The 19,412-nt window shown below is 60.8% G+C and carries 17 protein-coding genes and 1 tRNA gene; all 18 read left to right on the top strand.

Features of this window, described 5'->3' with window-relative positions; genetic code table 11:
* The first annotated feature begins 15 nt into the window (after positions 1–15).
* The 18 genes from OMP44_RS16175 (at position 16) to rplB (ending at position 19,397) form a co-directional block, all read left to right on the top strand.
* Positions 16–91, top strand: a tRNA-Trp gene (locus tag OMP44_RS16175).
* 35 nt (positions 92–126) lie between these two features.
* On the top strand, positions 127–495 hold the full coding sequence (gene secE / locus OMP44_RS16170) for a preprotein translocase subunit SecE (protein WP_280309697.1): 369 nt from the start codon (positions 127–129) through the stop codon (positions 493–495).
* A gap of 11 nt (positions 496–506) precedes the next feature.
* A complete protein-coding gene (gene nusG, locus OMP44_RS16165; RefSeq protein WP_026083932.1) occupies positions 507–1,040 on the top strand; it encodes a transcription termination/antitermination protein NusG in 534 nt (177 codons plus the stop codon).
* 112 nt (positions 1,041–1,152) lie between these two features.
* Positions 1,153–1,584, top strand: a complete 432-nt coding sequence (gene rplK / locus OMP44_RS16160; protein WP_133860554.1) for a 50S ribosomal protein L11 — start codon at positions 1,153–1,155, stop codon at positions 1,582–1,584.
* Entirely contained in the window at positions 1,584–2,279 is a 696-nt protein-coding gene (gene rplA, locus OMP44_RS16155; protein ID WP_133860555.1) for a 50S ribosomal protein L1, read from the top strand. The genes rplK and rplA overlap by 1 nt, the downstream gene beginning before the upstream one ends.
* A 208-nt stretch (positions 2,280–2,487) precedes the next feature.
* Positions 2,488–2,988, top strand: coding sequence for a 50S ribosomal protein L10 (rplJ, locus tag OMP44_RS16150; protein ID WP_017641868.1), 501 nt, complete (start codon positions 2,488–2,490; stop codon positions 2,986–2,988).
* A gap of 79 nt (positions 2,989–3,067) precedes the next feature.
* On the top strand, positions 3,068–3,436 hold the full coding sequence (rplL, locus tag OMP44_RS16145) for a 50S ribosomal protein L7/L12 (protein WP_059316466.1): 369 nt from the start codon (positions 3,068–3,070) through the stop codon (positions 3,434–3,436).
* Positions 3,437–3,660: 224 nt separating this feature from the next.
* Positions 3,661–7,734 carry a DNA-directed RNA polymerase subunit beta gene (rpoB, locus tag OMP44_RS16140; RefSeq protein ID WP_158893046.1) on the top strand — a complete coding sequence of 1,358 codons (4,074 nt, stop codon included), beginning with the start codon at positions 3,661–3,663 and terminating at the stop codon, positions 7,732–7,734.
* Between the two features lie 62 nt (positions 7,735–7,796).
* On the top strand, positions 7,797–11,996 hold the full coding sequence (gene rpoC / locus OMP44_RS16135; RefSeq protein WP_133860557.1) for a DNA-directed RNA polymerase subunit beta': 4,200 nt from the start codon (positions 7,797–7,799) through the stop codon (positions 11,994–11,996).
* A 165-nt stretch (positions 11,997–12,161) separates the two neighbouring features.
* Positions 12,162–12,533, top strand: a complete 372-nt coding sequence (rpsL, locus tag OMP44_RS16130; protein WP_007163089.1) for a 30S ribosomal protein S12 — start codon at positions 12,162–12,164, stop codon at positions 12,531–12,533.
* An 86-nt stretch (positions 12,534–12,619) separates the two neighbouring features.
* Positions 12,620–13,093 carry a 30S ribosomal protein S7 gene (gene rpsG, locus OMP44_RS16125; protein WP_007163088.1) on the top strand — a complete coding sequence of 158 codons (474 nt, stop codon included), beginning with the start codon at positions 12,620–12,622 and terminating at the stop codon, positions 13,091–13,093.
* Positions 13,094–13,123: 30 nt separating this feature from the next.
* Positions 13,124–15,226, top strand: coding sequence for an elongation factor G (gene fusA, locus OMP44_RS16120; protein ID WP_133860558.1), 2,103 nt, complete (start codon positions 13,124–13,126; stop codon positions 15,224–15,226).
* 28 nt (positions 15,227–15,254) lie between these two features.
* A complete protein-coding gene (tuf, locus tag OMP44_RS16115) occupies positions 15,255–16,448 on the top strand; it encodes an elongation factor Tu (protein ID WP_133860552.1) in 1,194 nt (397 codons plus the stop codon).
* Positions 16,449–16,619: 171 nt separating this feature from the next.
* Positions 16,620–16,931 carry a 30S ribosomal protein S10 gene (rpsJ, locus tag OMP44_RS16110; protein ID WP_003243886.1) on the top strand — a complete coding sequence of 104 codons (312 nt, stop codon included), beginning with the start codon at positions 16,620–16,622 and terminating at the stop codon, positions 16,929–16,931.
* Between the two features lie 84 nt (positions 16,932–17,015).
* Entirely contained in the window at positions 17,016–17,651 is a 636-nt protein-coding gene (gene rplC / locus OMP44_RS16105; RefSeq protein ID WP_007161251.1) for a 50S ribosomal protein L3, read from the top strand.
* Between the two features lie 13 nt (positions 17,652–17,664).
* The gene (gene rplD / locus OMP44_RS16100) at positions 17,665–18,267 is read left to right on the top strand and encodes a 50S ribosomal protein L4 (protein ID WP_017640279.1); all 603 of its coding nucleotides are present in this window, start codon (positions 17,665–17,667) and stop codon (positions 18,265–18,267) included.
* Positions 18,264–18,563, top strand: a complete 300-nt coding sequence (rplW, locus tag OMP44_RS16095; RefSeq protein ID WP_007161249.1) for a 50S ribosomal protein L23 — start codon at positions 18,264–18,266, stop codon at positions 18,561–18,563. The genes rplD and rplW overlap by 4 nt, the downstream gene beginning before the upstream one ends.
* Positions 18,564–18,575: 12 nt before the next feature.
* Positions 18,576–19,397 carry a 50S ribosomal protein L2 gene (rplB, locus tag OMP44_RS16090; protein ID WP_007161248.1) on the top strand — a complete coding sequence of 274 codons (822 nt, stop codon included), beginning with the start codon at positions 18,576–18,578 and terminating at the stop codon, positions 19,395–19,397.
* Positions 19,398–19,412: the final 15 nt, after the last annotated feature.

Genomic DNA, 19,412 nt, shown 5'->3' with positions numbered 1-19,412 from the left:
CCTGATTCAAGTTACAGGCCAGTAGCTCAATTGGCAGAGCGGCGGTCTCCAAAACCGCAGGTTGGGGGTTCGATTCCCTCCTGGCCTGCCAGATTCCCATCTGGCACTCCTTACAGGATTCATGCAATGAGCATCAAGGCGGAAGCCAAAGAGTCGCGCTTCGATGCGCTGAAGTGGCTGGTGGTTGTCGTTCTGGTGGCGATTGGTGTTGTTGCCAATCACTACTTCGCTGCTCAGTCCATCCTGTATCGAGTGGTAGGTCTGTTGGTGCTGGCAGCTGTCGCTGCCTTTATTGCCCTGCAGACCGCCAAGGGGAAAGCCTTCTTTGGCTTGCTGAAAGACGCCCGTACCGAGATTCGCAAAGTTGTCTGGCCTACCCGGCAAGAGACCACTCAGACCACGCTGATCGTGGTTGCCGTGGTGCTCGTGATGGCTTTGTTGTTGTGGGGGCTCGACTCCCTGCTCGGTTGGCTGGTTTCCACGATTGTTGGTTGAAAGGGTTCGCCGTGGCTAAGCGTTGGTACGTCGTGCATGCCTACTCGGGTTACGAGAAGCATGTCATGCGTTCGTTGATCGAGCGCGTCAAGCTGCACGAAATGGAAGACGAGTTCGGCGACATTCTCGTGCCCACCGAAGAAGTGGTGGAAATGCGCAATGGCCAGAAGCGCAAGAGCGAGCGTAAGTTTTTCCCGGGATACGTTCTGGTGCAGATGGAGATGAACGAAGGGACCTGGCACCTGGTCAAGGACACTCCTCGCGTCATGGGCTTCATCGGTGGTACTGCCGACAAGCCGGCACCCATCACTGATCGTGAAGCGGACGCGATTCTGCGTCGTGTCTCCGACAGCAGCGACAAGCCCAAGCCCAAGACCCTGTTCGAAGCAGGCGAGACGGTTCGGGTGGTGGACGGTCCGTTCGCCGACTTCAACGGCGTTGTCGAAGAAGTCAACTACGAAAAGAGCCGCATCCACGTGGCGGTACTGATCTTTGGTCGGTCGACCCCTGTGGAGCTCGAGTTCAGCCAGGTCGAAAAGGTCTAGGTTGTTCGCATCCCTCACCCCGTAGCCCAGGCTGCGGGGTTTTGTCGTCACTGGGATATAGCAAGTAATTGGGGAGCCCTGCGGGGCGTCGAACCCATCATTGGAGTAGCACATGGCTAAGAAAATTCAGGCTTACATCAAGCTGCAGGTTAAGGCCGCTCAAGCCAACCCGAGCCCGCCAGTCGGTCCGGCGCTGGGTCAGCACGGCGTCAACATCATGGAATTCTGCAAGGCGTTCAACGCCCGCACCCAGGGCATGGAGCCCGGTCTGCCCACCCCGGTGATCATCACCGTGTACAGCGACCGTAGCTTCACCTTCGAAATCAAGAGCACCCCGGCCTCCGTGCTGCTCAAGAAGGCTGCCGGCATCAAGAGCGGTTCCGCTCGTCCCAACAGCCAGAAGGTCGGTACCGTCACCCGCGCCCAGCTGGAAGAGATCGCCAAAGCCAAGAATGCCGATCTCACCGCCGCCGATATGGACGCCGCCGTGCGTACCATCGCCGGTTCCGCTCGTAGCATGGGTCTGAATGTGGAGGGCGTGTAATGGCCAAGCTCACTAAGCGTCAAAAGGCTTTCGCCGAAAAAATCCAGGCTGGCAAGCAGTACGGCTTCGAAGAAGCTGCAGCCCTGCTGGCCGAGCTGTCCACCATCAAGTTCAAGGAGTCCATCGACGTCTCCGTGAACCTGGGTGTGGATCCGCGTAAATCCGACCAGGTCGTTCGTGGCGCCACCGTGCTGCCCAATGGCACTGGCAAGTCGGTTCGCGTTGCCGTGTTCACCCAGGGTGCCAACGCCGAAGCTGCGCTGGCTGCCGGTGCCGAACGAGTCGGCATGGACGACCTGGCCGCCGAGATGAAGGGCGGCGACCTGAACTATGACGTGGTCATCGCCTCGCCGGACGCCATGCGTGTTGTCGGTCAGCTGGGCCAGCTGCTCGGCCCGCGCGGTCTGATGCCCAACCCCAAGGTTGGCACCGTGACCCCGGACGTCGCTACCGCCGTCAAGAATGCCAAGGCTGGTCAGGTGCGTTTCCGTACTGACAAGAACGGCATCATCCACGCTTCCGTTGGCAAGATCGATTTCGAGCCCGTGAAGCTGAAGCAGAACGTTGAAGCTCTGCTGGCCGACCTGAAGCGCCTGAAGCCCTCGACCTCCAAGGGCATCTACGTCAAGCGCATCACCCTGAGCTCCACCATGGGCCCGGGTCTGCAGATCGACCAGGCTTCCCTGGAAGCCTAAGCAGGATACAAGTCGCCGTGCCTTCGGGCGCGGCGCCAAGATTGGGGTCCCTGCCTGGCGGGGGCTGTCCAAGACCGTAGGGGACGCAGGTCTTAAACCGGGGAAACCCTAGCCTACGCAGATGGTGCTCCCGATTCGGTTACCGAGTCAGACACCAAAACGCCGCCCAGTCCATCGGGCGAAACGGTAACATCCAGGAGTTAAACCCGTGGCAATCAAACTCGAAGACAAGAAGGCTATCGTCGCTGAAGTCAACGAGGCTGCCCAAGGTGCCCTGTCCGCTGTCGTGGCCGATGCCCGTGGCGTGACTGTGGGTGCCATGACCGGACTCCGTAAAGAGGCCCGCGCGGCTGGTGTCTATGTACGTGTCGTACGTAACACCCTGCTGCGTCGTGCCGTTGAAGGCACGTCTTTCGACGTTCTCAACGACACGTTCAAGGGCCCGACCCTGATCGCGTTCTCCCAAGAGCATCCGGGCGCTGCCGCCCGTATCTTCAAGGATTTCGCCAAGGGTCAGGACAAGTTCGAGATCAAGGCCGCCGCGTTCGAAGGCAAGCTCATCCCGGCTAACCAGATCGACGTATTGGCAACTCTGCCGACCTACGACGAAGCTGTGTCCCAGCTGATGAGTGTCATCCAGGGCGCTACCAGCAAGCTGGCTCGTACCCTCGCCGCCATTCGCGACCAAAAGGAAGCTGCCGCCGCCTAATCGCGCGTGCTGCGTTTCCTGCAAGTCTTTCTTATTATTTGCGGCCTGAAGCCGCACCCTGTTATAGGAATCTAGAGTCATGGCTCTGACCAACGAAGACATCATCAACGCCGTATCCGAAATGTCCGTCATGCAAGTGGTGGAACTGATCAAGGCGATGGAAGAGAAGTTCGGCGTGACCGCCGCTGCCGCCGCTGCCGCTGGCCCGGCTGCTGCCGCTGCCGTCGTCGAAGAGCAGACCGAATTCACCATCATGTTGACCGAGACCGGCGACAAGAAAGTGAACGTCATCAAGGTCGTTCGTGAACTGACCGGCCTGGGCCTGAAAGAAGCCAAGGCTGTCGTTGACGGCGCCCCGGGCGTGGTCAAGGAAGGCGTCTCCAAAGAGGAAGGCGAAGCTGCCAAGAAGGCTCTGGAAGAAGCAGGCGCCAAGGTCGAGCTCAAGTAAGTTCGGTTCTTGCGTCTACAGCCGCAACGTTTCACGTTCGGCTGATGGCTGGTGGCGAACGCCACCGGCCTTTTGCCGTTTTGTACAGAGCGAGCATATCCGCCTGACAAGATGCGCTGTATCCACCTCGCTCTCGGGGTGCGGCAAACCAAGGGTTTGCACGATTTTCCGGCTGCTCCCGTCGGAGAGGCCAAACAAGCTGGTGACCAAGCTGGGGAACGCTGATGGCTTACTCATACACTGAGAAAAAACGTATCCGCAAGGACTTTAGCAAGTTGCCGCACGTCATGGACGTGCCCTATTTGCTGGCTATCCAACTGGATTCGTACCGCGAATTCCTGCAGGCGGGCGCAGGCAAAGACCAGTTCCGCGATATCGGCCTGCATGCGGCCTTCAAGTCCGTTTTCCCGATTATCAGCTATTCCGGCAATGCGGCCCTGGAATACGTCGGCTATCGCCTGGGCGAGCCGGCTTTCGATGTGAAGGAATGCGTCCTGCGCGGCGTGACCTTCGCCGTCCCGCTGCGGGTCAAGGTTCGCCTGATCATTTTCGACCGCGAGTCGTCGAACAAGGCGATCAAGGACATCAAGGAGCAGGAAGTCTACATGGGGGAAATCCCCCTGATGACCGAGAACGGTACCTTCATCATCAATGGTACCGAGCGCGTCATCGTGTCCCAGCTGCACCGCAGCCCGGGCGTGTTCTTCGACCACGACCGCGGCAAGACCCACAGCTCGGGCAAGCTGCTGTACTCGGCGCGCATCATTCCCTACCGCGGCTCCTGGCTCGACTTCGAGTTCGATCCCAAGGACGCGGTATTCGTCCGTATCGACCGTCGCCGCAAGCTGCCGGCCTCGGTACTGCTACGCGCGCTCGGCTACAGCACCGAAGAGGTGCTGGATGCGTTCTATGACACCAACACCTTCCACATCAAGGGTGAGATGCTGACGTTCGAGCTGGTGCCCCAGCGCCTGCGCGGCGACATCGCCAGCTTCGACATCAAGGATGGCAGCGGCAAGGTGATCGTGGAGCAGGGCCGTCGGGTGACCGCTCGCCACATCAACCAGCTGGAAAAATCCGGTCTGAGCGAGCTGGAAGTGCCCTTCGATTACGTCATTGGCCGTACCACCGCCAAGGCTGTCGTGCATCCGTCCACTGGCGAGATCATCGCCGAGTGCAACACCGAACTGACCCTGGACATGCTGGCCAAGATGGCCAAGGCCAATGTCGTGCAGTTCGAGACGCTGTACACCAACGACATCGACTGCGGTCCGTTCATCTCCGATACCCTGAAGATCGACTCCACCGGCAATCAACTGGAAGCCCTGGTCGAGATCTACCGGATGATGCGTCCCGGCGAGCCGCCGACCAAGGAAGCTGCCGAGACCCTGTTCAACAACCTGTTCTTCAGCGCCGAGCGTTACGACCTGTCCGCTGTCGGCCGCATGAAGTTCAACCGCCGTATCGGTCGCGACGCCATCGAAGGCTCGGGCGTCCTGAGTCGCGAAGACATCGTCGATGTGCTCAAGACCCTGGTCGACATCCGTAACGGCAAGGGCATCGTCGACGACATCGACCACCTGGGTAACCGCCGTGTCCGTTGCGTCGGTGAAATGGCCGAGAACCAGTTCCGCGTGGGTCTGGTGCGGGTAGAGCGTGCCGTCAAGGAACGCCTGTCCATGGCCGAGAGCGAAGGCCTGATGCCGCAGGATCTGATCAACGCCAAGCCCGTGGCCGCCGCGATCAAGGAATTCTTCGGCTCCAGCCAGCTGTCCCAGTTCATGGACCAGAACAACCCGCTGTCGGAGATCACCCACAAGCGCCGCGTCTCCGCACTCGGCCCGGGCGGTCTGACCCGTGAGCGTGCCGGCTTCGAAGTCCGTGACGTACACCCGACGCACTACGGCCGGGTCTGCCCGATCGAAACGCCGGAAGGTCCGAACATCGGCCTGATCAACTCCCTGGCTGCCTATGCCCGCACCAATCAGTACGGCTTCCTCGAAAGCCCGTACCGCATGGTCAAGGACGGCGTGGCCACCGACGAGATCGTCTTCCTGTCGGCCATCGAAGAAGCCAACCATGTGATCGCCCAGGCCTCTGCAGGGCTGGACGAGAACAACCGGCTGATCGACGAACTGGTAGCCGTGCGTCACCTGAACGAATTCACCGTCAAGGCGCCCGAAGACGTCACCCTGATGGACGTTTCGCCCAAGCAGGTCGTCTCCGTCGCCGCCTCGCTGATTCCGTTCCTCGAGCACGACGACGCCAACCGCGCGCTGATGGGTTCCAACATGCAGCGTCAGGCCGTGCCGACCCTGCGTTCGGACAAGCCGCTGGTCGGTACCGGCATGGAGCGCAACGTCGCCCGTGACTCCGGCGTCTGCGTCGTCGCCCGTCGGGGTGGCGTGATCGACTCCGTCGATGCCAGCCGTATCGTGGTGCGCGTCAACGATGACGAAGTCGAGACCGGTGAAGCCGGCGTCGACATCTACAACCTGACCAAGTACACCCGTTCCAACCAGAACACCTGCATCAACCAGCGTCCGCTGGTGAGCAAGGGTGATCAGGTGGCCAAGTTCGACATCCTGGCCGATGGCCCCTCGACCGACATGGGCGAGCTGGCACTGGGTCAGAACATGCGCGTGGCCTTCATGCCCTGGAACGGCTTCAACTTCGAAGACTCCATCTGTCTGTCGGAGCGCGTGGTCCAGGAAGATCGCTTCACCACCATCCACATCCAGGAACTGACCTGTGTGGCCCGTGACACCAAGCTCGGCCCGGAGGAAATCACCTCCGACATCCCGAACGTGGGTGAGGCTGCGCTGAACAAGCTGGACGAGGCCGGTATCGTCTACGTCGGTGCCGAAGTCGGTGCCGGTGACATCCTGGTCGGCAAGGTCACGCCCAAGGGCGAAACCCAGCTGACTCCGGAAGAGAAGCTGCTGCGCGCCATCTTCGGCGAGAAGGCCAGCGACGTGAAGGACACCTCCCTGCGTGTGCCCACCGGCACCAAGGGTACCGTCATCGACGTCCAGGTCTTCACCCGTGACGGCGTCGAGCGCGACTCCCGCGCCCTGGCCATCGAGAAGTCCCAGCTCGACGAGATCCGCAAGGATCTGAACGAGGAGTTCCGCATCGTCGAAGGCGCGACCTTCGAGCGTCTGCGTCAGGCCCTGGTCGGTCAGGTCGCCGAAGGCGGCCCGGCGGTCAAGAAGGGTGCCGTCATCACCGACGAGTACCTGAACGGCCTCGAGCGTGGTCAGTGGTTCAAGCTGCGCATGGCGGAAGATGCTCACAACGAGCAGCTGGAAAAGGCCCAGGCCTATCTGTCCGACCGTCGCCAGCTGCTGGATGACAAGTTCGAAGACAAGAAGCGCAAGCTGCAGCAGGGCGATGACCTGGCGCCGGGCGTACTGAAGATCGTCAAGGTCTACCTCGCCATCAAGCGCCGCATCCAGCCGGGCGACAAGATGGCCGGTCGTCACGGTAACAAGGGTGTGGTCTCGGTGATCATGCCGGTCGAAGACATGCCCTACGACGCCAACGGCACGCCGGTGGACATCGTGCTGAACCCGCTGGGCGTACCTTCGCGGATGAACGTCGGTCAGATCCTCGAAACCCACCTGGGCCTCGCGGCCAAGGGCCTGGGCGAGAAGATCAACGTGATGATCGAAGAGCAGCGCAAGGTTGCCGAACTGCGCAGCTTCCTGCACGAGATCTACAACGAGATCGGTGGCCGTCAGGAGAAGCTCGACGACCTGAGCGATAAGGAAGTTCTCGACCTGGCGAAGAACCTGCGTGGCGGTGTACCCATGGCCACCCCGGTGTTCGACGGTGCCAAGGAAAGCGAGATCAAGGCTATGCTGAAGCTGGCCGATCTGCCGGAGAGTGGCCAGATGCGTCTGTACGACGGCCGCACCGGCAATGCCTTCGAGCGCACCACCACCGTCGGCTACATGTACATGCTCAAGCTGAACCACCTGGTGGACGACAAGATGCACGCTCGTTCCACTGGTTCCTACAGCCTGGTTACCCAGCAGCCGCTGGGTGGTAAGGCGCAGTTCGGTGGTCAGCGTTTCGGGGAGATGGAGGTCTGGGCACTGGAGGCCTATGGCGCGGCTTACACCCTGCAGGAAATGCTGACGGTGAAGTCGGACGATGTGAACGGCCGGACCAAGATGTACAAGAACATCGTGGACGGGGATCACCGCATGGAGGCCGGCATGCCCGAGTCCTTCAACGTACTGATCAAGGAAATCCGCTCGCTCGGCATCGATATCGAACTGGAAACCGAATAACACGAGACCCTAGAGGAGGCGACCGCGCGGCGGTCGCCTCCGGTCCGTGAGGAGGAAAGGCCTTGAAAGACTTGCTCAATCTGTTGAAAAACCAGGGTCAACTCGAGGAGTTCGATGCCATCCGTATCGGTCTGGCCTCGCCCGAGATGATTCGTTCCTGGTCGTTCGGTGAAGTGAAGAAGCCGGAGACCATCAACTACCGTACCTTCAAGCCCGAGCGCGATGGTCTGTTCTGCGCCAAGATCTTTGGCCCGGTCAAGGACTACGAGTGCCTGTGCGGAAAGTACAAGCGCCTCAAGCACCGCGGCGTGATCTGCGAGAAGTGCGGCGTGGAAGTCGCCCTGGCCAAGGTGCGCCGCGAGCGCATGGGTCACATCGAGCTGGCTTCGCCCGTCGCCCACATCTGGTTCCTGAAGTCGCTGCCGTCGCGTATCGGCCTGCTGCTGGACATGACCCTGCGTGACATCGAGCGCGTGCTCTATTTCGAGAGCTACGTGGTGATCGATCCGGGCATGACCACCCTCGAGAAGTACCAGCTGCTGAACGACGAGCAGTACTTCGAGGCACTGGAAGAATTCGGTGACGACTTCGACGCCCGCATGGGTGCGGAAGCCGTATTCCAGCTGCTCGGCGCCATTGATCTGGAGCACGAGATCGGTCGCCTGCGCGAAGAGATTCCGCAGACCAACTCCGAGACCAAGATCAAGAAGCTGTCCAAGCGCCTGAAGCTGATGGAAGCCTTCCAGGGTTCCGGCAACAAGCCGGAGTGGATGGTCATGACCGTGCTGCCCGTGCTGCCGCCGGACCTGCGTCCGCTGGTACCGCTGGATGGCGGTCGCTTCGCGACCTCCGACCTGAACGATCTCTATCGTCGCGTCATCAACCGGAACAACCGCCTCAAGCGGCTGCTCGACCTCGCCGCGCCCGACATCATCGTGCGCAACGAGAAGCGCATGCTGCAGGAAGCCGTTGACGCCCTGCTGGACAACGGCCGTCGCGGCCGGGCCATCACCGGCTCCAACAAGCGCCCGCTGAAGTCCCTGGCCGACATGATCAAGGGCAAGCAGGGTCGTTTCCGTCAGAACCTGCTGGGCAAGCGCGTCGACTACTCCGGTCGTTCCGTTATCACCGTGGGCCCGACCCTGCGTCTGCACCAGTGCGGTCTGCCCAAGAAGATGGCGCTGGAGCTGTTCAAGCCGTTCATCTTCGGCAAGCTGGAAGCCCGCGGCATGGCGACCACCATCAAGGCCGCCAAGAAGATGGTCGAGCGCGAACTGCCCGAGGTCTGGGACGTTCTCGCCGAAGTCATCCGCGAACACCCGGTGCTGCTCAACCGCGCCCCGACCCTGCACCGTCTGGGTATCCAGGCGTTCGAGCCGGTCCTCATCGAAGGCAAGGCCATCCAGCTGCACCCGCTGGTCTGCGCCGCGTACAACGCCGACTTCGACGGTGACCAGATGGCCGTGCACGTGCCGCTGACGCTGGAAGCCCAGCTGGAAGCGCGCGCCCTGATGATGTCGACTAACAACATCCTGTCGCCCGCCAACGGCGAGCCGATCATCGTGCCGTCGCAGGACGTGGTGCTGGGTCTGTACTACATGACCCGCGAAGCCATCAACGCCAAGGGCGAAGGCCGCGTGTTCGCCGACCTGCAGGAAGTCGATCGCGTCTTCCGTGCCGGCGAAGCCGCCCTGCATGCCAAGGTCAAGGTGCGCATCAACGAGACCATCCGTCACAAGGACGGCAGCCTGACCAAGAACACCCGCATCGTCGACACCACCGTCGGCCGCGCGCTGCTGTTCCAGGTCGTGCCTGCCGGTCTGCCGTATGACGTGGTCAACCAGTCGATGAAGAAGAAGGCCATCTCCAAGCTGATCAACCACTGCTACCGCGTGGTGGGTCTGAAGGACACCGTCATCTTCGCCGACCAGCTGATGTACACCGGTTTCGCCTATTCGACCCTGTCCGGCGTCTCCATCGGCGTCAACGACTTCGTCATTCCGGATGAGAAGGCGCGCATCATCGATGCTGCCACCGCCGAGGTGAAGGAGATCGAGAGCCAGTACGCCTCCGGCCTGGTGACCCAGGGCGAGAAGTACAACAAGGTGATCGACCTCTGGTCGAAGGCCAACGACGAAGTGTCCAAGGCGATGATGACCAACCTCTCGAAAGAGAAGGTCATCGACCGCGAGGGCAAGGAAGTCGATCAGGAGTCCTTCAACTCCATGTATATGATGGCCGATTCCGGCGCCCGGGGTTCCGCGGCCCAGATTCGTCAGCTCGCCGGCATGCGTGGCCTGATGGCCAAGCCGGACGGCTCCATCATCGAGACGCCCATTACCGCCAACTTCCGTGAAGGCCTGAACGTACTCCAGTACTTCATCTCCACCCACGGTGCCCGTAAGGGTCTGGCGGATACCGCACTGAAGACCGCGAACTCCGGTTACCTGACCCGTCGTCTAGTCGACGTGGCCCAGGACCTGGTGGTGACCGAAGTCGATTGCGGTACCGAGCGCGGCCTGATCATGACGCCGCACATCGAAGGCGGCGACGTGGTCGAGCCCCTGGGTGAGCGCGTGCTGGGTCGAGTCATCGCCCGTGACGTGCCCAAGCCGGGTACCGACGAGATCATCGTGCCGGCCGGCACCCTGGTCGACGAGCGCTGGGTCGAGTTCCTCGAGCTCAACAGCGTCGACGAAGTCGTGGTGCGTTCGCCGATCACCTGCGAAACCCGTCATGGCATCTGCGCCAAGTGCTACGGTCGCGATCTGGCTCGCGGTCACCAGGTCAACATCGGTGAAGCGGTCGGCGTCATCGCCGCCCAGTCCATCGGTGAGCCGGGTACCCAGCTGACCATGCGTACCTTCCACATCGGTGGTGCGGCCAGCCGGACCTCCGCGGCCGACAGCGTCCAGGTCAAGAATGGCGGTGCCATCCGTCTGCACAACCTGAAGCACGTCGAACGTGCCGATGGCGCCCTGGTTGCCGTGTCCCGTTCCGGTGAGCTGGCCATCGCCGACGACTTCGGTCGCGAGCGCGAGCGCTACAAGCTGCCCTACGGTGCGGTGATTTCGGTCAAGGAAGGCGACAAGGTCGACGCTGGCGCCATCGTCGCCAAGTGGGACCCGCACACCCACCCCATCGTTACCGAGATGGACGGTACCGTGGCCTTCGTCGGCATGGAGGAGGGCATCACCATCAAGCGCCAGACCGACGAACTGACCGGTCTGACCAACATCGAGGTGCTCGACGCCAAGGATCGTCCGACTTCCGGTAAGGACATCCGTCCGGCGGTCAAGCTGATCGACGCCAATGGCAAGGACCTGCTGCTGCCGGGTACCGACGTACCGGCCCAGTACTTCCTGCCGCCGAACGCGCTGGTCAACCTGAGCGACGGTGCCAAGGTGCATGTGGGTGACGTTATCGCCCGTATCCCCCAGGAAACCTCCAAGACCCGCGACATCACCGGTGGTCTGCCCCGCGTGGCTGACCTCTTCGAGGCGCGTCGTCCCAAGGAGCCGGCAATCCTGGCGGAGATCAGCGGTACCATCTCCTTCGGCAAGGAAACCAAGGGCAAGCGTCGTCTGGTCATCACCCCGACCGATGGCACCGATCCCTACGAGGAGCTGATTCCGAAGTGGCGCCACCTGAACGTCTTCGAAGGCGAACAGGTAAGCCGCGGCGAAGTTATCTCCGACGGTCCGAGCAACCCGCACGATATCCTGCGTCTGCTGGGTGTCAGCGCGCTGGCCAAGTACATCGTCAACGAGATCCAGGACGTGTACCGTCTGCAGGGCGTGAAGATCAACGACAAGCACATCGAGACCATCCTGCGGCAGATGCTGCGCAAGGTCGAAGTGAGCGACACCGGCGACTCGAGCTTCATCAAGGGCGATCAGGTCGAACTGACCCACGTCCTGGAAGAGAACGAGCAACTGGTGGGCAATGATCGTTTCGTCGCCAAGTACGAGCGCGTCCTGCTGGGTATCACCAAGGCTTCGCTGTCCACCGAGTCCTTCATCTCGGCCGCTTCCTTCCAGGAGACCACCCGTGTCCTGACCGAAGCCGCCGTGACCGGCAAGCGCGACTTCCTGCGCGGCCTGAAGGAAAACGTGGTAGTGGGTCGTCTGATCCCGGCCGGTACCGGTCTGGCCTACCACAGCGAGCGCAAGCGTCAGCGCGAACTCGGCAAGCCGCAGCGCGTGAGCGCCAGCGAGGCCGAAGCCGCCCTGACCGAGGCGCTGAACTCCAGCGCCAGCTGAGTTCGGTAGCAGGTCTCGCTTGACAAAGCCCCCGGCGCCCCAGGCGTCCGGGGGCTTTGTCTTGACTGGAGCGCCCAAGCTCTTTAGACTTTCGTTCCCCGAAAATGGGCAGGACTGACGTTCTGCTATTTCGTTTATGTCGCAAGACAATCAGTGGAGCTATAGATGGCAACTATCAACCAGCTGGTGCGTAGTGCACGCAAGCGTATCGTCGAGAAATCCGACGTGCCTGCGCTGCAAAACTGCCCGCAACGTCGTGGCGTGTGCACCCGCGTGTACACCACCACTCCCAAGAAGCCCAACTCTGCACTGCGGAAGGTCTGCCGTGTACGTCTGACCAACGGCTTCGAAGTCACCTCCTACATCGGCGGTGAAGGTCACAATCTGCAGGAACACAGCGTCGTGCTGATCCGCGGTGGCCGGGTCAAGGATCTGCCGGGTGTGCGTTATCACACCGTGCGCGGCTCGCTGGACACCACCGGTGTGAAGGACCGCAAGCAGGGCCGTTCCAAGTACGGCACCAAGCGTCCGAAGTAATCACCTTTCTTTTTGTTCGAGTCGATAAGAGTAAGGTCGGGCAACGAGTCCCGAGCTAACCTGAAGACCGTTTTGAGGGCTTATCAATGCCAAGACGTCGTGTAGCGGCCAAGCGCGAAATACTTGACGATCCGAAATACGGAAGCCAGATCCTGGCCAAGTTCATGAACCACGTGATGGAGAGCGGCAAGAAAGCCGTTGCCGAGCGTATCGTTTATGGTGCTCTGGACAAGGTCAAAGAGCGTTCCAAGAATGCCGAACCCCTGGAAGTTTTCGAAAAAGCGCTCGACGCCATCGCTCCGCTGGTCGAAGTGAAGTCCCGCCGTGTCGGCGGTGCTACCTACCAGGTGCCGGTTGAGGTTCGTCCTTCCCGTCGTAATGCCCTGGCCATGCGCTGGCTGGTGGACTCCGCGCGCAAGCGTGGTGAGAAGTCCATGGCTCTGCGCCTGGCGGGTGAACTCATGGACGCTTTTGAAGGCAAGGGTGCCGCAGTCAAGAAGCGCGAAGACGTGCATCGCATGGCAGAAGCCAACAAGGCCTTCTCGCACTACCGCTTCTAAGCCTAGCGCTTCCAATCAAGCGAGGACCTTATGGCTCGTACAACCGCTATTAACCGCTATCGGAACATCGGTATCTGCGCCCACGTGGACGCAGGTAAGACGACTACCACCGAGCGGATTCTGTTCTATACCGGCGTGAACCACAAAATGGGTGAGGTTCACGACGGCGCTGCGACCATGGACTGGATGGTGCAGGAGCAGGAGCGTGGTATCACCATCACCTCCGCTGCCACCACCGCGTTCTGGTCCGGTTCGACCAAGCAGTACGACAAGTACCGCGTAAACATCATCGATACCCCCGGTCACGTGGACTTCACCATTGAGGTGGAGCGTTCCCTGCGCGTGCTGGACGGTGCGGTCGTGGTGTTCTGCGGTACCTCCGGTGTCGAGCCCCAGTCCGAAACCGTATGGCGTCAGGCCAACAAGTACGGCGTCCCGCGCATCGTCTACGTCAACAAGATGGACCGTGCCGGTGCCAACTTCCTGCGCGTCGTCGAGCAGATCAAGAAGCGCCTGGGCCACACTCCGGTCCCGGTTCAGCTGGCCATCGGCGCGGAAGAGAACTTCCTGGGCCAGATCGACCTGCTGAAGATGAAGGCCATCTTCTGGAACGATGACGACCAGGGCATGACCTATCGCGAGGAAGACATTCCTGCGGACATGCTGGCCGATGCCGAGCAGTGGCGCTCCAACATGGTCGAGGCTGCGGCCGAAGCCAACGAAGAGCTGATGAACAAGTACCTGGAAGGTGGCGAGCTGTCGATCGACGAGATCAAGGCCGGCCTGCGTCAGCGTACCATCGCCTGCGAAATCGTCCCGGCCGTCTGCGGTTCGTCCTTCAAGAACAAGGGCGTGCCCCTGGTTCTGGACGCCGTGATCGACTTCCTGCCGGCGCCGGTCGAGATTCCCGCGATCAAGGGTACCAACCCGGACAACGAGGAAATCCACGACGAGCGTCACGCAGACGATAACGAGCCCTTCTCGGCTCTGGCGTTCAAGATCGCTACCGACCCCTTCGTGGGTACCTTGACCTTCGCCCGCGTCTACTCGGGTGTACTGAGCTCCGGTGACTCCGTCATCAACTCGGTGAAGGGCAAGAAGGAGCGCGTCGGCCGTATGGTGCAGATGCACGCCAACACCCGTGAAGAGATCAAGGAAGTTCGTGCTGGCGACATCGCCGCCCTGATCGGCATGAAGGACGTCACCACCGGTGACACCCTGTGCTCGATCGAGAAGCCGATCATCCTCGAGCGCATGGACTTCCCGGAGCCGGTGATTTCGGTCGCCGTCGAGCCGAAGACCAAGGCCGACCAGGAAAAGATGGGTATCGCACTGGGCAAGCTGGCTCAGGAAGATCCCTCGTTCCGCGTCAAGACCGACGAAGAGTCCGGTCAGACCATCATCTCCGGCATGGGCGAGCTGCACCTGGACATCCTGGTGGACCGCATGAAGCGCGAATTCGGCGTGGAAGCGAACATCGGTAAGCCTCAGGTCGCCTACCGCGAAACCATCCGCAACACCTGCGAGATCGAAGGCAAGTTCGTTCGCCAGTCGGGTGGTCGTGGCCAGTTCGGTCACTGCTGGATTCGCTTCGCGCCGGCCGACGAAGGTCAGGAAGGTCTGGAGTTCGTCAGCGAAGTCGTGGGTGGTGTGATTCCGAAGGAATACATCCCGGCGATCCAGAAGGGCATCGAAGAGCAGATGAAGAACGGCATCGTTGCCGGCTATCCGCTGCTCGGCCTGAAGGCCGCTGTGTTCGATGGTTCCTACCACGACGTCGACTCCAACGAGATGGCGTTCAAGATCGCCGCCTCCATGGCGACCAAGCAGCTCACCCAGAAGGGTGGTGCCGTGCTGCTCGAGCCGATCATGAAGGTCGAGGTCGTGACCCCGGAAGACTACATGGGCGACGTCATGGGCGACCTGAACCGTCGTCGTGGCCTGATCCAGGGTATGGAAGACACCGTGACCGGCAAGGTCATCCGTGCCGAGGTTCCGCTGGGCGAGATGTTTGGCTACGCTACGGATGTCCGCTCCATGTCTCAGGGTCGCGCAAGCTACTCCATGGAGTTCTCCAAGTACGCCGAAGCTCCGTCGAACATCGCCGAAGCCATCATCAAGAAACAAGCTTAATCAGCGCTTTGACTAGAGGTTTTATCTCGTGGCTAAAGAAAAATTCGAACGTAACAAACCGCACCTGAACGTGGGCACCATCGGTCACGTTGACCATGGCAAGACCACTCTGACCGCTGCGCTGACCAAAGTCTGTGCCGACACCTGGGGCGGTTCCGCTCGTGGTTTCGACCAGATCGACAACGCGCCGGAAGAAAAGGCTCGTGGTATCACCATCAACACCTCCCACGTTGAGTACGACTCGGCGATCCGTCACTACGCGCACGTCGACTGCCCCGGCCACGCCGACTACGTGAAGAACATGATCACCGGTGCTGCCCAGATGGACGGCGCGATCCTGGTTTGCTCGGCTGCTGACGGCCCCATGCCGCAGACCCGCGAGCACATCCTGCTGTCCCGTCAGGTAGGCGTTCCCTACATCGTCGTGTTCCTGAACAAGGCCGACATGGTTGACGACGCCGAGCTGCTGGAACTGGTCGAGATGGAAGTTCGCGATCTGCTGAACACCTACGACTTCCCGGGCGACGACACCCCGATCGTGATCGGCTCCGCGCTGATGGCGCTGAACGGCAACGACGACAACGAAATGGGTACCTCTGCCGTGCGCAAGCTGGTCGAGACCCTGGACTCGTACATCCCCGAGCCCGAGCGTGCCATCGACAAGCCGTTCCTGATGCCGATCGAAGACGTGTTCTCGATCTCCGGTCGCGGCACCGTGGTAACCGGTCGTGTCGAGCGTGGCATCGTCCGCATCCAGGAAGAAGTCGAGATCGTGGGCATCAAGGCCACCGTCAAGACCACCTGCACCGGCGTTGAAATGTTCCGCAAGCTGCTGGACGAAGGCCGTGCTGGCGAGAACGTCGGCGTGCTGCTGCGTGGCACCAAGCGTGAAGACGTGGAGCGTGGCCAGGTTCTGGCCAAGCCGAACACCATCAAGCCGCACACCAAGTTCGAGTGCGAAGTGTACGTGCTGTCCAAGGAAGAAGGCGGTCGTCACACCCCGTTCTTCAAGGGCTACCGTCCGCAGTTCTACTTCCGCACCACCGATGTGACCGGTAACTGCGAGCTGCCGGAAGGCGTCGAGATGGTGATGCCGGGCGACAACATCAAGATGGTTGTCACCCTGATCGCTCCGATCGCGATGGAAGACGGTCTGCGTTTCGCCATCCGTGAAGGCGGTCGTACCGTCGGCGCCGGCGTGGTTGCCAAGATCATCGAGTAATCGATTGATCTGAAACGAAAAAAGGCCCCTCGGGGCCTTTTTTCTTGCCTCGTGAAATTGACAGATGGCAAAAGAGGCGTTCTTGACAGCCGCTGGCGACATCCTTAGAATTGCGCCTCCTTTAATCGGGCACCTTTTTGTCCGAGAGGAAAGCTTGGAGTCTGAGGTCAAATGCAAAATCAACAAATCCGTATTCGGTTGAAGGCTTTTGATCATCGCCTGATCGATCAATCCACCCAGGAAATCGTAGAAACTGCGAAACGTACTGGTGCTCAGGTGCGTGGTCCGATTCCTCTGCCTACCCGCAAGGAACGTTACACAGTGCTGATTTCTCCGCACGTCAACAAGGACGCTCGTGACCAGTACGAAATTCGTACCCACAAGCGTGTGCTCGACATCGTTCAGCCCACCGACAAGACCGTCGATGCGCTGATGAAGCTCGATCTCGCCGCTGGCGTTGAAGTGCAAATCAGCCTCGGCTGAGACCGTCAAGGTTTCAGTCGTGTAACGCTCTGAAATGGGCGGCCATAGCGGGTGAAAGCCCCGTACACTCAAGAGGTTCTCAACATGACGATTGGTTTAGTCGGTCGTAAATGCGGTATGACCCGCGTTTTCACCGAAGAAGGCGTTTCCGTTCCGGTCACGGTCATTGAGATCGAGCCGAATCGCGTAACCCAATTCAAGAGCGAAGAAACCGATGGCTATCGCGCCATTCAGGTAACCGTGGGCGAGCGTCGTGCTTCCCGCGTGACCAAGGCGCAAGCCGGTCACTTCGCCAAGGCCAGCGTTGCTGCTGGTCGTAGCGTCCTCGAATTCCGCCTGGAAGACGGTGAGTACAAGGCAGGTGACGAAGTCACCGTAGCCCTGTTCGAAGCCGGTCAGATGGTTGATGTAACTGGTCAGTCCAAAGGTAAGGGCTACGCCGGTACCATCAAGCGCTGGAACTTCCGTGGTCAGGACAACACCCACGGTAACTCCGTTTCCCACCGTGCACCTGGTTCCATCGGCCAGTGCCAGACTCCTGGTCGAGTGTTCAAGGGCAAGAAAATGTCCGGTCACCTGGGTGCGGAGCGTGTAACCGTTCAGTCGCTGGAAGTCGTGCGTGTAGACGCCGAGCGCAACCTGCTGCTGGTCAAGGGTGCCGTCCCCGGCGCGCCGGGTGGTGACGTGATCGTGCGTCCCGCTGTCAAGGCCCGTGGTTGAGAGGAGAGAGAACATGCAACTCAATGTGAATGGCTCTCAAGCTATCGAAGTCTCTGAGCACACCTTCGGCGGTGAATTCAACGAGACCCTGGTTCACCAGGCAGTCGTCGCCTACATGGCTGGCGGTCGTCAGGGCACCCGTGCCCAGAAGACCCGTTCCGAAGTCCGTGGCGGCGGCAAGAAGCCTTGGCGTCAGAAGGGCAGCGGTCGTGCCCGTGCCGGTACCATCCGCAGCCCCATCTGGCGCTCCGGTGGCGTGGCTTTCGCAGCCAAGCCCCAGGATCACAGCCAGAAGCTGAACAAGAAGATGTACCGCGCTGCACTGCGCTCCATCCTCGCCGAGCTGGTCCGTCTGGATCGTCTGGTCGTGGTTGACGACTTCGCCGTCGACGCGCCCAAGACCAAGACCCTGGTCAGCAAGCTGGACGGCCTGGGTCTGAGCGACGTGCTGATCGTGACCGACGCTGTCGACCAGAATCTGTATCTGGCCGCCCGCAACCTGCCTTTCGTCGACGTGCGTGATGTCCAGGGTTCCGACCCGGTCAGCCTGATCGCCTACGACAAGGTGCTGGTCACTGTGTCCGCCGTGAAGAAATTCGAGGAGCTGCTGGCATGAACCAGGAACGCGTATTCAAAGTGCTGCTTGGCCCGCACATCTCCGAGAAGGCCACCATGCTGGCGGACAGCCAGAAGCAGTTCGTATTCAAGGTTGCCACCGATGCAACCAAGCTGGAAATCAAGAAGGCCGTCGAGCAGCTGTTCGAGGTCAAGGTCCGCAGCGTCAGCACCCTGAACGTCCAGGGCAAGACCAAGCGTACCGCTCGTGGTCTGGGCAAGCGTAACGACTGGAAAAAAGCGTACATCGCGCTCCAGCCGGGCCAGGATCTCGACTTTTCCAGCAGCGCCGAGTAATCAGGGGGCATCATGGCAATCGTAAAATGCAAGCCGACCTCCGCTGGCCGCCGCTTTGTGGTCAAGGTGGTCAACTCCGATCTGCACAAAGGCGCGCCCTACGCTCCTTTGCTGGAGAAGAAGAGCAAGTCCGGCGGCCGTAACAACAATGGTCGTATCACCACTCGCCACATCGGCGGTGGTCACAAGCAGCACTACCGTCTGGTCGATTTCCGTCGCAACAAGGATGGCATCCCTGCCGTCGTTGAGCGTATCGAATACGATCCGAACCGTACTGCACACATCGCTCTGCTGAAGTACGCCGATGGCGAGCGTCGCTACATCATCGCCCCCAAGGGCGTTGCTGCCGGTGACCAGCTGCTGTCCGGTGCTGGCGCGCCCATCAAGGCTGGCAATAACCTGCCGCTGCGTAACGTGCCGGTCGGTAGCACCATCCACGGTATCGAGCTGAAGCCTGGCAAAGGCGCTCAGATCGCTCGCTCCGCGGGTACCTCCGCTCAGCTGGTCGCCCGCGAAGGCGCCTACGTCACCGTGCGTCTGCGCAGCGGTGAAATGCGCAAGGTGCTGTCCGAGTGCCGTGCCACCCTGGGCGAAGTGTCCAACGGTGAGCACAGCCTGCGTTCGCTGGGTAAGGCCGGTGCCACCCGCTGGCGTGGCGTGCGTCCGACCGTTCGTGGTGTTGCCATGAACCCGGTCGATCACCCGCACGGTGGTGGTGAAGGTCGTACTTCCGGTGGCCGTCATCCGGTTTCGCCGTGGGGCGTCAAGACCAAGGGTCTCAAGACGCGCTCCAACAAGCGTACCGACAAGATGATTGTCCGTCGCGGCAAGTAATCAGTAGAGGATTCG

Origin of the sequence: Pseudomonas flavocrustae (genome assembly GCF_029872515.1) — a bacterium.
Taxonomy (GTDB): Bacteria; Pseudomonadota; Gammaproteobacteria; order Pseudomonadales; family Pseudomonadaceae; genus Chryseomonas; species Chryseomonas aestiva.
Note: the sequence above shows the minus strand (reverse complement) of the source record. Positions and strands in the feature narration are given on the sequence as shown.

What these genes read in the sequence shown, in the direction of transcription:
- secE (WP_280309697.1), top strand. Translation starts at nt 127, where the DNA reads ATGAGCATCAAGGCGGAAGCCAAAGAGTCGCGCTTCGATGCGCTGAAG.
- rplK (WP_133860554.1), top strand. Translation starts at nt 1,153, where the DNA reads ATGGCTAAGAAAATTCAGGCTTACATCAAGCTGCAGGTTAAGGCCGCT.
- rplA (WP_133860555.1), top strand. Translation starts at nt 1,584, where the DNA reads ATGGCCAAGCTCACTAAGCGTCAAAAGGCTTTCGCCGAAAAAATCCAG.
- rplL (WP_059316466.1), top strand. Translation starts at nt 3,068, where the DNA reads ATGGCTCTGACCAACGAAGACATCATCAACGCCGTATCCGAAATGTCC.
- rpoB (WP_158893046.1), top strand. Translation starts at nt 3,661, where the DNA reads ATGGCTTACTCATACACTGAGAAAAAACGTATCCGCAAGGACTTTAGC.
- rpsL (WP_007163089.1), top strand. Translation starts at nt 12,162, where the DNA reads ATGGCAACTATCAACCAGCTGGTGCGTAGTGCACGCAAGCGTATCGTC.
- rpsG (WP_007163088.1), top strand. Translation starts at nt 12,620, where the DNA reads ATGCCAAGACGTCGTGTAGCGGCCAAGCGCGAAATACTTGACGATCCG.
- fusA (WP_133860558.1), top strand. Translation starts at nt 13,124, where the DNA reads ATGGCTCGTACAACCGCTATTAACCGCTATCGGAACATCGGTATCTGC.
- rpsJ (WP_003243886.1), top strand. Translation starts at nt 16,620, where the DNA reads ATGCAAAATCAACAAATCCGTATTCGGTTGAAGGCTTTTGATCATCGC.
- rplC (WP_007161251.1), top strand. Translation starts at nt 17,016, where the DNA reads ATGACGATTGGTTTAGTCGGTCGTAAATGCGGTATGACCCGCGTTTTC.
- rplD (WP_017640279.1), top strand. Translation starts at nt 17,665, where the DNA reads ATGCAACTCAATGTGAATGGCTCTCAAGCTATCGAAGTCTCTGAGCAC.
- rplW (WP_007161249.1), top strand. Translation starts at nt 18,264, where the DNA reads ATGAACCAGGAACGCGTATTCAAAGTGCTGCTTGGCCCGCACATCTCC.
- rplB (WP_007161248.1), top strand. Translation starts at nt 18,576, where the DNA reads ATGGCAATCGTAAAATGCAAGCCGACCTCCGCTGGCCGCCGCTTTGTG.